Here is a 12,845-nt window from a genome sequence, read left to right on the forward strand (position 1 = left end):
TTTATCATGTTTTCGTCATTGCGAGGCACGAAGCAATCTTATTGTGCAGGCTTTCGAACCCATAGCTTTAGGATTGCTTCGTGCCTCGCAATGACGAGTGTATTATTATATTCTAACAGGAATATTGTTTCTTTTCAATTCCTGTTTTAAATCTGGTATCAAAATTTCACCGTAATGAAATACCGAAGCTGCAAGTGCGGCATCAACATTGGCTTTTTGAAAAACTTCAGTAAAATGCGCCATACTACCCGCTCCGCCTGATGCGATAATCGGGATATTGATCATTTGGTTTACTTTACTGAACAACCCACAATCAAAACCTGCTTTGGTGCCATCGTGGTCCATCGAAGTTAACAAAATCTCTCCTGCACCTAAATCTTCTGCCTGTTTAATCCAGTTTTCGGTTTCAAGTTCGGTAATTAGTCTTCCTCCATTTAGGTGGACCATATTTTTACCGTTTACATATTTGGTGTCGACTGCCAAAACCACAAACTGCACCCCAAAGGTTTTAGCCAGATCTTCTATTAATTTAGGGTTCCGAACTGCTGCCGAATTGATGCTGATTTTATCCGCACCTGCGTTTAATAACGCATCAGCATCTGCAATTTCTGTTATTCCACCACCAATGGTAAAAGGAATATTTAATTGACGAGCAACCGATTTAACCATTTCAATCATCGTTTTACGACGCTCGTGGGTAGCCGTAATATCCAGGAAAACCAATTCGTCGGCACCTTGCTGCGCATATTGTGCCGCTAATTCAACAGGATCACCAGCATCACGTAAGTCAACAAAGTTTACGCCCTTTACCGTGCGGCCGTCTTTTACATCTAAACAAGGAATTATTCTTTTTGAAAGCATTTGTTTGTCTGGGTTTCGCCATTGCACGAAGCAATCCTACAACGATACTAAAGCATTAAGATTGTTTCGTAGCTCGTAATGACGGGTATTATTTTTATCTTTTTACTAATCCAATTATTGTGAGAACTATTCCAATTAAGAAAACAGGAATGCAGAATAGAAACGAATATTCTCCAGTTATGGACATTAATTCCGTAACATCACCTCTATAAGTGAACATATGCACGCCCCACAGCAGCATTCCTATTCCTAGTAAAGTTATAACTACTCCCGCAATAAATGTTTTCTTTGATTCCAACTGATTTTAAATTGAACTCAATGCCTTCAAATTCCACTCTTTAATTTCTTCGATGGTAATGCGGTCTTCGTAAATTGCTTTTCCAACCACCACACTTCTAATTGGATATTTAGCTAGGTCATAAATATCCTGCATCGAACTTACACCACCTGAAGCAATCAGTTTAATCATAGGAGAGTGTTCGAGCAGTTTTTGGTATAAATCTATTGCTGCACCGCCTAATTTTCCATCTTTGCTGATATCGGTGCATAAGAAGCGGAAAAAGCCCAGTGAAAGACATTTGTCAACATAATCCATCAGTTTAATTGGTGAGCTTTCCATCCAGCCAGAATATTTAATTACTTCATCCAAAACATCGATTGCAATTACAATGCGGTTGGCGTAATCGTCTTTTTTAGCGAAAGCTTCGCTTAATTGAGGTAAGAAATCAGGATTGGTAATGGCCTGTGTACCTACAATTACGCGGTGGATGCCGGCATCAAGCAAATTGGTAACCTGCTCAATGGTTCTGATACCCCCACCGTACTGCACTTTCATTTCGGTTTTTTTAATAATCTCAAAAAGTGCTTTTTGATTACTAAAATCACCTTTGGCTCCGTTTAAATCAATAATATGAATGAAATCTGTACCATTTGAACGGTATTTTTCTATCATTTCGGGGATTGAAACGTCATATTCCGTTTTTTGGTTGTAATCGCCTTCACGAAGACGGACAACTTTTCCGTCCAAAATATCAATAGCAGGTATTATGTACATTTTATAAGCTTAAGTTTGAAAAATTTTTTAATACTAGTTCGCCGGCTTTTCCCGATTTTTCGGGGTGGAACTGAACGCCGAAAAAATTATCTTTTTGTACCGCTGCCGAAAACTTTAAACCATAATCAGCAGATGCGATGTCAAAAGTAGGGTTATATTCAATAAAGTACGAATGCACAAAGTAAAATTGTGTATTATCTTCAACACCTTCAAATAGCGAATTGTTTTTCGGGTTCACTGCATTCCATCCCATGTGTGGTATTTTGATATTCAGAGACTTATCGAATTTTTTGGTTTTAACCGGAACGATATTTAAAAGCGCTGCATCGCCCTCTTCCGAATGTTCGGTAATGAGCTGCATGCCCACACAGATGCCAAGAACGGGTTTTGTTAGTTTTTTAATGGCTTCAACTAACCCTGTTCCTTTTAGTTTTTCCATGGCGGCACCTGCATGGCCAACACCAGGAATGATGATGTGGCTATATTTTTCGAGGTCATTTTCGGAGTTTACCATGCCGTAGGTTACGTTTAAGCGGTCTAATGCTGCGGTAAGGGAGAAAATATTGCCTGCTCCGTAATTTACTATTCCAATCATAATTAATAACGCTGATTCTTTTATTTAATAAGGGTTTGAAAATGAATGCCAGTTTTTCAAAGGTGCTGTAGTCCCGCTATCGCTTATAGTCCTCTCCCGATGAAGAATCGGGATGCGGGCTATTCCGCTCTATCGGGTTTATTAACAGCGGATGGGCGTTAAAACCCTCCGCCTTAAACCTTTCAGCCTTCCAATTTTCTTACAATAGCCCCTTTGTGCTTGGCAAAACCATTTTCTCGGCATCGCGTTTGATTGCCATTTTAATTGCTTTTGCAAATGCTTTAAAAATAGCTTCAATTTTATGGTGTTCGTTATCACCTTCTGCTTTTACGTTCAAATTGCATTTTGCGGCATCACTGAACGATTTAAAGAAGTGGTAAAACATTTCTGTAGGCATATCACCAACTTTTTCACGTTTAAATTCAGCATCCCAAACAATCCAGTTTCTTCCTCCAAAATCGATGGCAACCTGTGCCAAACAATCATCCATTGGTAAGCAAAAACCATACCTTTCAATGCCTAGTTTATTGCCTAATCCTTTGGCAAAGGCTTCGCCTAAGGCAATACCGGTATCTTCTATCGTGTGGTGCTCGTCTATATGTAAGTCGCCTTTTGCAATTACCTCTAAATCTATACTTCCATGTCTGGCAATCTGATCAAGCATATGATCAAAGAAGTTTAATCCTGTTTCGATTTTGACTTTTCCGGTTCCATCCAGATCAAGGTTAATGGTAATGTCGGTTTCGTTGGTTTTGCGTTCGTGGTGAATTTTTCTGCTTCCTGCTTTGAGCAAGTTGTAGATATCTTCCCACTTCTTGGTTTCCAGAATAATCACATCCAACAAAGTTTCGTGTTTATCCAATGCTTCAGTCGAACCCAAGGCATCATTCTGACGAAGAAAAATTGCTTTGGCACCTAAATTTTTAGCCAAAACCACATCGTTTAAACGATCGCCGATTACGAAAGAGTTTTTCAGGTCATAATCCTTGCTGAAGTACTTTGTTAATAAAGCAGTGCCGGGTTTACGGGTAGGGGCATTGTCTTTTGCAAAAGTTCTATCAATTACAATTTCACTAAAATGAACACCTTCGCCTTCAAAAGTATCCAGCATAAAATTGTGGATCGGCCAGAAATTTTCTTCAGGATTTGAAGGTGTCCCCAAGCCGTCCTGATTGGTAACCATTACCAGTTCGTAATCCAGTTCAGCTGCAATTTTCGATAAATAATATAATGAGCGTGGATAAAATTTAAGCTTTGCAAAACTATCTACCTGTTCATCATCCGGCTCGATATTTAACGTTCCATCGCGGTCTATAAACAATACTTTTTTCATCTTAAAAATTTTCTAGAACAGTTAATAGTTTGTCGTTTTCTTCTTTTGTGCCCACGGTAATCCTTAAACATCCTTCACACAAAGTTACTTTAGAACGGTCGCGGACAATGATGCCCTGATCAACCAAAGTATCGTAAATTTTTAAAGCATCGGTAACTTCTGTCAGGATAAAATTAGCATCAGAAGGATATACTTTTTTAACAATATTTAGTGCGGTTAAAGCCTTGCTTAAACGGTCTCTTTCTGCAACAGATTCTTTAATCCAATCGTTAACCTGCGCGATATTTTTTAAGGCTTCAAATGCTAAATCCTGAGTCGCCTGATTGATGTTGTAAGGTGGCTTAATTTTGTTCAAAACATCGATCACTTTTGTTGAAGAAAATGCCATGCCTAAACGTAAAGCGGCAAGCCCCCAGGCCTTCGAAAAAGTTTGCAAAACAACCAGGTTTCCGTACTCGGTTAACTCCTGAATAAAGGTCTTCTGGCGAGCGTAATTAATATAGGCTTCATCTACTACAACGATGCCATTAAAGTTGGCTAAAATGGTTTCAATATCTTCACGGTTTATTGAATTTCCGGTCGGATTATTTGGCGAACAGATGAAGATTAATTTCGTGTTTTTATCAATCGTTTCTGCGATCTTTTCCATGTCCAATTGGAAGTTCGGAAGCAGGTTAACTTTGCGTATTTCTACATCATTTATATTCGCCGAAACTTCATACATGCCATAGGTTGGTGGCAGCACAATTACGTTGTCTTTTCCAGGATTACAGAATGCGCGAAATAATAAATCAATCGCTTCATCGCTACCGTTTCCTAAAAAAGTATTCTCAATCGGTACACCTTTTATTTTACTGATTGCATCTTTTAAATCGAGTTGCAATGGATCAGGATAACGGTTATAATTTGCCGGCAATGGCGAGCCATAACTGTTCTCATTTGCATCCAAAAAAACAGATGCCTGACCTTTAAATTCGTCCCTTGCGGTAGAGTAGGGGCGAAGGTTTTTTATATTTTCTCTTACTAAATCGTTAATGTCCATTTTAATATTTTTATTCGTCACCCTGATCTGATAGCTATCGGATCAGGGTCTTTTTTTATTATGTAGATGCTGAAATGAATTCAGCATGACAGATCTCACTATAGATGTTATCTAAATTTAATTCTTCAATCTAATGCTTACCGCATTCTTATGCGCTTCAAGGCCTTCCGCTTCCGCAAGGATCTCAACTGTTGCACCAATGTTATTTAATCCTTCGCGGGATAAATGCTGAAAAGTGATTTTTTTCAAAAAAGCATCAGTTGATACGCCCGAATAAGCTTTTGCGAAGCCACTGGTTGGTAAAGTATGGTTGGTTCCAGAGGCATAATCGCCAACACTTTCTGGTGTAAGGTTGCCTAAAAACACTGATCCAGCATTGATAATCAATGGAATAAGGCTTTTAGTATGCTCAGTAGCCAATATGAGGTGCTCAGGCGCATATTCGTTTGAAAATTGCATGGCCTCATTCAGGTTTTCAGCAAAAACTGCATAAGAATTGGCTATTGCTTTAGCCGCTATCTCCTTGCGTGGGAGGATAGCAAGTTGATTTTCAATTTCTTTTAACGTATCAGCAATGATCTGATTTGAAGTAGCCAATAAAATAGCCTGACTATCAGTGCCATGTTCTGCTTGCGCAAGTAGGTCTGCAGCAATAAATGACGGATTGGCAGTCTCATCAGCGATGACCAGTACCTCTGATGGCCCTGCGGGCATATCAATCGCAACGTTGTTCTGAACCATTGTTTTTGCTATAGTTACATAACGGTTGCCAGGGCCAAAGATCTTATACACCTGTGGTACACTTTCCGTTCCGAAAGCCATTGCAGCAACAGCTTGTGCCCCCCAATCAAGAATATTTTTTCGATACCCAGCAGTACTGCACAGTAAGCTAAATAACAATTGGTTTTGCCATCACTTTGTGGAGGAGAACATACCACAATTTCTTTACAACCGGCAATCATTGCTGGAGTGGCAAGCATTAAAAAAGTGCTCGGTAAAACGGCAGTTCCCCCGGGGATATAAAGCCCTACTTTTTCAATCGCCCTCGATTCCCGCCAGCAAACAACACCTGGCATCGTTTCGATTTTATCTTCAGTTTTTAACTGCGACTGGTGAAAAGTCTTGATGTTTTGGTAAGCCGTATCAATCGCTTTTTTTGCTTTGGCAGGGATGGTAGATGCAATTGCTTTTAATTCTTCTGCATCTAAAAACAGCTTCTCCAAATCAACTTTATCAAATGCTTTTGCGAAGTTGAAAAGAGCCTGATCGCCATCTTTTTTTACGGTGCTGATGATGTCGGTTACCCGTTCTTCAACCAGTTTATCGTCTTCAATTTGCCTCGAACAAAGTTCTTCAATTTTTGATTTAGATAAATCTGTATAATTGTAGATTTTCAATGTTTTATAATTTTAAATTAACTAATAGTTAATGTGAATTTAAACGATTTTACTTGATTATTTTCTCGATTGGCATTACCAAAATACCTTCGGCACCTGCTGCTTTTAAACTGTTTATTTTATCCCAGAAATCTTCCTCGGCAATTACAGAGTGAACAGCCACCCAGTTCGGTTCGAAGAGCGGAACCACGGTTGGACTTTTTACTCCTGGAAGTAAATCGACTACTTTTTGAAGGTTATCTTTTGATACATTTAGTACCACGTATTTGTTAGATTTTGCACTGAGTACAGAGCGGATACGTTGAAGTAATTCTGCAACTTCTGGATTATCAGCTATCGATTTGTTTCCGATTAAAACAGCTTCAGATTGCATTACATCAGCGAATGGTTTTAGTCCATTGCTCTTTAATGTTCCACCTGTTGATACGATATCAAAAATGGCATCACTTAAACCTAAGCCCGGACCAATTTCTACCGATCCGGAAATGATTCTGATATCAGATTTTATACCTTTTTCCCGTAAGAATTTTTCGAGGATTACCGGGTAAGAAGTAGCAATCGCTTTGCCATTTAACTCTTCCAGTTTTTGGATATTACTGGTAGCCTGAACAGCGATTTTTAAGGTGCATTTCCCGAAGCCTAATTTTTGAAGATAATCTACCTCGGCCTTGGTTTCTACAATTACGTTTTCTCCAACAATACCCAAATCGGCAATGCCATCCTGCACATATTCAGGAATATCATCATCCCGAAGGAAAAGAATTTCTAAAGGAAAATTGGTAACGGTTGAGATGAGAGAGCTTTTGTAGTTTTCGAAAGATAAACCACAGTTTTTAAGTATTTCTACAGATTTTTCGTTTAACCTACCCGATTTCTGGATAGCGATTTTAAGTGTTTTCAAAGTATTGAATATAGAGTGAACAAGAAATTATTTTACGGAAAAAAGTTTTGAAGTACAAAACAAACATATCATATCGCCTATCGGCGATGGTGTAAATGTAAGTGATGGTTCAAAGTTAAATTCATAAATTATTTCTGCCAGTATCAATGCTTTAGCTGATAAGCGCTGGCAAATATAGTGTTTGAAATGGGAAAACAAAAAATAATGGCACTTAATTTGCCATTAAGCTGTTTTTATTGCCAATAACCCTTATTTTATATTAAAATTTTATTCTTTTGAAAAAGTTTCGCTTTCTAATTCTGCCCTTTATTTTGTTCATTTCTGCCTGTGGATGGTTTAAAAGCCCACCGGAGATCGGAAAAGTATTGTCTGAACATTTCAAGAACAAAATCTACAAAGATTTCGACACTGTAGCTTATGATAGCATTTTTGTGAAAACAATGGACAGTCTTTCGGGCAAGTTCGTTAATCCTAAAACCATAAAAGCTTTTTATTTAAATCATTCTGCTGAACCTAAATTAGTTACGCAGTTTTATATTAATGGGGAATTAGACTCGCTGGTGAGCTATTTAGAGCAAAGTAAGGTGCATGGCTTCAATCCAAAGATTTTTAAAGGCGATGAGATCAAAAGCTTGTTAGCAGAATTAACGGCCAATAAGTTTAAAAAGGTGGAGGAAAGCTATCCTTTAATTGCCAAATTGGAGCTGTTATCTGCAAATGCTTATCTGAATTATAATAATTACCTCAAATATGGGGTGGTAAACCCACGCACTATTTTTTCGCGTTATTACATTAAAGTCAAACGCCCTGATAGCTTGGGGATGATCAATCTTTTAAATAGTAAAAGTTTGGTTGATACATTAAGATCTGTTCAGCCGAAATCGGCCCAATACAAGGCTTTACAAACCGCGTATTTGAATACAGATGCAGAAGATGAAAAGCGGATTTTGCTGTTAAATATGGAGCGCTTCCGTTGGAAAATGCCAGAGACAGGAGACAACTATGTGCAGGTAAATATTCCTGATTTTAAGTTAACCTGGTTTGATAAATCTGATACTGTAATTACAATGAAAGTTTGTGTTGGTGGGAAGCGTGAAAACGGTTACGAAGAGAAGTTAAAAGCCTTTGCAAAATCGGGTAATCTGGATGATAAACCAAAGAACCACGAGACGCCTTTATTGTTCAGTAAAATCAATTCTATTCAGGCCAATCCGATCTGGAATATTCCGGTAAGTATTGCGCAAAGTGAGATCTATTGGATGGCCAGAAAAGATCCATATTATTTATCGAACAGTAACATCAAAGTTTACTATAAAGACAAACTAATTGGTGAGCCCGATACCATCAATTGGAACAAGTATTCGAGGGATAAACTGCCCTTTAAATTTAAGCAGGGATCTGGCGGTGGAAACGCTTTAGGGAAATTCAAATTCATCTTCGATAATAGCTCGAGTATTTACCTGCATGATACCAATAACAAGAACGGATTTAACCTAACTAATAGGGCGATTAGTCATGGTTGTGTACGTATCGAAAAACCTCTTCAATTTGCCGAACTTTTAGTGAACGATTCTTACACTTATGACAAATTAAGGGCAGAAGTAGATTTACCACCGATAGACAGTACGCATGTGAAATGGTATAAAAAACGCATGGCGCAAAAGGCAGATACCACCAAAGCATTCCAATTAAAACCAGCTTGGTTCGGGCCAAAGAAATCTGTTCCCTTAATTATTACCTACATTACGGCCTGGTCGCAAAACGATAAGATTGAATACAGGCCTGATGTTTATGGTATGGATGAAAAACTTTGGGCTGCGATGAAGAAGTTTAGGTAGAATTTAATCAACAGTTTCGATCTTCTTAGTTAAAACGATTAGCTTTGTGTTGTTTTAACACAAATCAAAGGATGATCGATCAAAATATTAAAGTTGCTGTTGACGCCATTGTTTTTGGCTACGAAAAAGGAACACTTTATGTGTTAGCCGTTCAGCAGCGATTTGGTAAATTGGCCGATAGATGGGTTTTGCCTGGTGGATTTATTTTAAATGATGAGCCTTTGCTTATGGCCGTTGAGCGCGAACTTAAAGAAGAGGCAGGTATAACGGTAAATTACCTTGAGCAGTTGGGTACTTTTGGTGATGATATCAATCGCGACGAACGCTTCAGGGTAATTTCTGTAGCTTATTTTGCCTTGGTTAATCCTAAAAATTTTGTATTAAAAGCCGATACCGATGCTAAAGATGCGAAATGGTTTCCTGTAACCGGAATTCCACAATTGGGTTACGATCACAATGAAATGGTTAATCTCGCACATCAGCGTTTAAAAAGTAAACTCACTTATCAGCCGATCGGTTTTGATCTGCTGGATCACGAATTTCTCTTTTCAGATCTTGAAAATCTGTATTGCACCATTTTAGAAAGAGATATAGACCGACGAAATTTCAGAAAAAAAATTCTAAGTTTTGGAATTGTTGCAGAAACCGATAAAGTGGTTAAAATAGGTACTAGTGGCAGACCAGGCAAACTTTTCACCTTCGATAAGACAAAATATAACCAGCTTTTGAAGGATAATTTCCAATTCGACATTAGGTTTGCGTAAAATAAACACAAATTATTCTTTGTATTCTAAAAATCGTTTTTATTTTTGTGTAAATAATACGCAAATATATGTTAAATCTTAATCCAAGTTTTACTCCGCTAGGCGAAAATAACTTAATCGAATATAAATCTTTCTTATTTGCGGGTGGCGAACCACACATTAAAATTTCGACCAATTTTGATGTTGCTGCTCCGGTTACCATTACGCAAAGAATAAATTCCTTCAATGATTTAGGTATGATCTGCATTACGGTTGATGCCTTGAGGAGAATGGGCGTAAAAGAAATCGAACTTTTTATACCGTACTTTCCGGCTGCAAGGCAAGATCGGGTGATGATCCCTGGCGAGCCTTTATCGGTGAAAGTTTATGCCGATATCATTAACGCCATGGCTTTGGCAAGTGTTACCGTTTTTGATCCGCATAGCGAAGTAACACCAGCCTTACTCAATAACTGTGTTACAGTTTCCAATCACGAATTTATAAAACAGGTAATTGCAAAAATAGGTACAGAAGTAAAACTCATATCTCCTGATGGTGGAGCATTAAAGAAAATTTACAAAGTATCTGAATTTTTAGGTGGAGCAGAAGTGGTAGAGTGTTCAAAAAGCCGGGATGTGAAAACAGGAAAACTTTCAGGATTTAAAGTATATGCAGAAGATTTAGCTGGTGCTGATTGTTTAATTGTGGATGATATCTGTGATGGCGGTGGTACATTTATTGGTCTGGCAGAAGCGCTAAAGGCTAAAAATGCTGGGAAGCTTTATTTAGCGATTAGTCATGGCATATTTAGCAAAGGTTTTGATGAGCTGGACAAATATTTCGAGCAAATTTTTACTACCGATTCGATCAAAGAAGTTGATCATGATGGGGTAACACAGATAAAATTGGTAGGTATTTTATAAAAATATAAATGAAAACGATACTTCCACCAACAGCTATTTCTTCTTCGGATATTTCGGTATTTCTGGCCGGAACCATTGATATGGGCAATTCGGTAGATTGGCAACAAAAATTTATCGATAAGGCAAACACCGAAGAAGCCTTGGGTAATGTAAATGTTTTCAATCCACGAAGGGCATCTTGGGACCATAGCTGGGCGCAGACAATCGAAAATGCACAATTCAGTGAGCAAGTGAACTGGGAGTTGGATGCGATGGAAAGTGCTGATGTGATTTTATTGTTCATTGAGGGTAATTCTAAATCACCCATTTCAATGATGGAGTTGGGGTTATTTGCCGATTCTGGTAAATTAATGGTTTGTTGTGAAGAGGGATTTTGGAGAAAAGGCAATGTTGATATCGTTTGTAAGAGGAGAGGAATTGACCAGTATGATACGTTCGATGAACTTAGTGCTGCTATAATTGCAAAGCTTAAAAAGTTGGTAGAAAATAAATAGAAATTGATTTTAAAAATAATTGGGTATGATGTATGATATAAATTGGTTACTCAAAACGGTGGATGAAAAAGAAGTCGACTTTTTTAATGTTCTGAGGGCATCAAAGAAGTAAAGATGGATCTATTATTAAAACCTGCATGAGCCAATGGTGGCCATCTCCATTTGTTGAAAATGATATTATCTATCAAACAGCTGAACATTACATGATGGCAAAAAAGGCTTTATTATTTAACGATCACCAGGTTTTTGAAAAAATATTAACTAAAAAATCTCCCAAAGATGTAAAAGACTTGGGGCGACAGATCAGAAATTTTGATGCTGCAAAATGGAATGCTCATAAATATGAAATTGTAAAACAGGGAAACTTGCTTAAGTTTTCTCAAAATGAAGATTTGAAGTCTTTCCTTTTGCAAACTAAAAATAAAGTCCTGGCCGAGGCCAGTCCGGTCGATGCAATTTGGGGGATCGGTTTGGCAGAAGACCATATAGATGCAATAAATCCCAAAAATTGGAAAGGTTTAAATCTGTTAGGCTTCGCATTGATGGAAGTAAGGGATGACATATCTAAGAAACAGGTTTATTAATAAAGCAAGTAAAAAATGATTTTAGAACTAATCAAAGCCGATATAACAGAAATTAAAGCTGATGCAATTGTTAATGCGGCAAACAGTTCTTTGCTTGGTGGCGGTGGGGTAGATGGTGCCATCCACAGAAAGGGTGGAAAGGCAATTTTAGAAGCTTGCATGGCCATCAGAGATAAACAGGGAAAGTGCAAAACTGGAAATGCGGTAATTACCATGGCAGGCAATTTACCCGCAAAATATGTAATCCATACGGTTGGACCTGTATGGAATGGTGATAGCGAAGAAAAAAATGCTTTGCTCGCAGATTGTTACCGTAACAGTTTAACCCTAGCAGTTGAAAACGGTGTTAAAATTATTGCTTTCCCAAACATCAGCACAGGGATTTATCATTTTCCTAAAGAAAAAGCGGCAGATATTGCCATTAACACTGTAAATAATTTTGCTGAAAAAGGAAAGATAGAAAAGGTAATCTTCGTTTGTTTCGATGATGAAAATTATCAACGCTACCTAGAGAAATTAAAGTAATAACATTTAAGTCATGGACAATAAAATAATAAAAGGCATAAGTAAACTACTCAGCTATATTTTGAGGCATTCGCCAGAAACCATAGGCTTAGAACTTGACGAAAACGGTTGGGCAGATGTAAATGAGTTAATTGCCAAATTTGATCTTTACGACAGAAGGATAGATTTTGAACAGCTTGACTACATTGTTGAAAATAACGACAAAAAGAGATTTGCCTTCAATGATGATAAAACTAAAATAAGGGCAAGCCAAGGGCATTCCATTGCTGTTGAATTAAACTTAAATCAAGCCGAACCATTAGCGTACTTGTATCATGGTACAGTTGAAAAGTTCCTGTCGGATATAAAATCGCAGGGACTGTAAAAAATGAGCAGACAGCAGGTGCATTTAAGTGCCGATAGAGAAACAGCCAATAAAGTAGGTGGCAGGAAGGGAAACCGGTTATCCTTACCATTAATAGTGGAGAGATGCACAGGGCAGGCTATAAATTTTATTTATCAGCTAACAATGTATGGCTTACAGATGTTGTGCCCGCTGAATATATAACGTTTTAA

At 37.9% G+C, this 12,845-nt stretch carries 14 protein-coding genes and 1 pseudogene; 8 read left to right on the forward strand and 7 right to left on the reverse strand.

Features of this window, described 5'->3' with window-relative positions:
* Positions 1–105: 105 nt before the first annotated feature.
* The 7 genes and pseudogenes from hisF to hisG form a co-directional block, all read right to left on the reverse strand.
* Positions 106–861, reverse strand: a complete 756-nt coding sequence (hisF, locus tag H9N25_RS03805; protein WP_190327999.1) for an imidazole glycerol phosphate synthase subunit HisF — start codon at positions 859–861, stop codon at positions 106–108.
* Positions 862–1,165: 304 nt separating this feature from the next.
* Positions 1,166–1,915: a 1-(5-phosphoribosyl)-5-[(5-phosphoribosylamino)methylideneamino]imidazole-4-carboxamide isomerase gene (gene hisA / locus H9N25_RS03810; protein ID WP_167293480.1), complete on the reverse strand. Its 750-nt coding sequence runs from the start codon at positions 1,913–1,915 to the stop codon at positions 1,166–1,168.
* 1 nt (position 1,916) lies between these two features.
* Positions 1,917–2,510, reverse strand: coding sequence for an imidazole glycerol phosphate synthase subunit HisH (gene hisH / locus H9N25_RS03815; RefSeq protein ID WP_190328000.1), 594 nt, complete (start codon positions 2,508–2,510; stop codon positions 1,917–1,919).
* Between the two features lie 199 nt (positions 2,511–2,709).
* Entirely contained in the window at positions 2,710–3,843 is a 1,134-nt protein-coding gene (gene hisB, locus H9N25_RS03820) for a bifunctional histidinol-phosphatase/imidazoleglycerol-phosphate dehydratase HisB (protein ID WP_190328001.1), read from the reverse strand.
* Between the two features lies 1 nt (position 3,844).
* Positions 3,845–4,885 (reverse strand): histidinol-phosphate transaminase, encoded by a 1,041-nt coding sequence (hisC, locus tag H9N25_RS03825; RefSeq protein WP_167293483.1) that lies wholly within the window; start codon positions 4,883–4,885, stop codon positions 3,845–3,847.
* Between the two features lie 117 nt (positions 4,886–5,002).
* A pseudogene (gene hisD / locus H9N25_RS03830) lies at positions 5,003–6,282 on the reverse strand (histidinol dehydrogenase).
* 49 nt (positions 6,283–6,331) lie between these two features.
* The gene (gene hisG, locus H9N25_RS03835) at positions 6,332–7,183 is read right to left on the reverse strand and encodes an ATP phosphoribosyltransferase (RefSeq protein ID WP_190328002.1); all 852 of its coding nucleotides are present in this window, start codon (positions 7,181–7,183) and stop codon (positions 6,332–6,334) included.
* Positions 7,184–7,458: 275 nt separating this feature from the next.
* Here hisG and H9N25_RS03840 point away from each other — a divergent pair, with 275 nt between their 5' ends.
* The 8 genes from H9N25_RS03840 (at position 7,459) to H9N25_RS25230 (ending at position 12,845) form a co-directional block, all read left to right on the forward strand.
* Positions 7,459–9,021 carry a L,D-transpeptidase family protein gene (locus H9N25_RS03840; protein ID WP_190328003.1) on the forward strand — a complete coding sequence of 521 codons (1,563 nt, stop codon included), beginning with the start codon at positions 7,459–7,461 and terminating at the stop codon, positions 9,019–9,021.
* A 71-nt stretch (positions 9,022–9,092) separates the two neighbouring features.
* Positions 9,093–9,785: an NUDIX hydrolase gene (locus tag H9N25_RS03845; RefSeq protein ID WP_190328004.1), complete on the forward strand. Its 693-nt coding sequence runs from the start codon at positions 9,093–9,095 to the stop codon at positions 9,783–9,785.
* 68 nt (positions 9,786–9,853) lie between these two features.
* Positions 9,854–10,687, forward strand: coding sequence for a ribose-phosphate diphosphokinase (prs, locus tag H9N25_RS03850; protein ID WP_190328005.1), 834 nt, complete (start codon positions 9,854–9,856; stop codon positions 10,685–10,687).
* An 8-nt stretch (positions 10,688–10,695) separates the two neighbouring features.
* Complete coding sequence (locus tag H9N25_RS03855; protein WP_190328006.1) at positions 10,696–11,181, forward strand: nucleoside 2-deoxyribosyltransferase domain-containing protein; 486 nt, start codon at positions 10,696–10,698, stop codon at positions 11,179–11,181.
* 137 nt (positions 11,182–11,318) lie between these two features.
* Positions 11,319–11,765, forward strand: coding sequence for an NADAR family protein (locus H9N25_RS03860; protein WP_223833568.1), 447 nt, complete (start codon positions 11,319–11,321; stop codon positions 11,763–11,765).
* A 15-nt stretch (positions 11,766–11,780) separates the two neighbouring features.
* The gene (locus H9N25_RS03865; RefSeq protein ID WP_190328007.1) at positions 11,781–12,290 is read left to right on the forward strand and encodes an O-acetyl-ADP-ribose deacetylase; all 510 of its coding nucleotides are present in this window, start codon (positions 11,781–11,783) and stop codon (positions 12,288–12,290) included.
* A gap of 13 nt (positions 12,291–12,303) precedes the next feature.
* Positions 12,304–12,654, forward strand: coding sequence for an RNA 2'-phosphotransferase (locus H9N25_RS24320; protein ID WP_223833569.1), 351 nt, complete (start codon positions 12,304–12,306; stop codon positions 12,652–12,654).
* 104 nt (positions 12,655–12,758) lie between these two features.
* The gene (locus H9N25_RS25230; protein ID WP_330221106.1) at positions 12,759–12,845 is read left to right on the forward strand and encodes a hypothetical protein; all 87 of its coding nucleotides are present in this window, start codon (positions 12,759–12,761) and stop codon (positions 12,843–12,845) included.

Origin of the sequence: Pedobacter riviphilus, from assembly GCF_014692875.1 — a bacterium.
Classification (GTDB): Bacteria; Bacteroidota; Bacteroidia; order Sphingobacteriales; family Sphingobacteriaceae; genus Pedobacter; species Pedobacter riviphilus.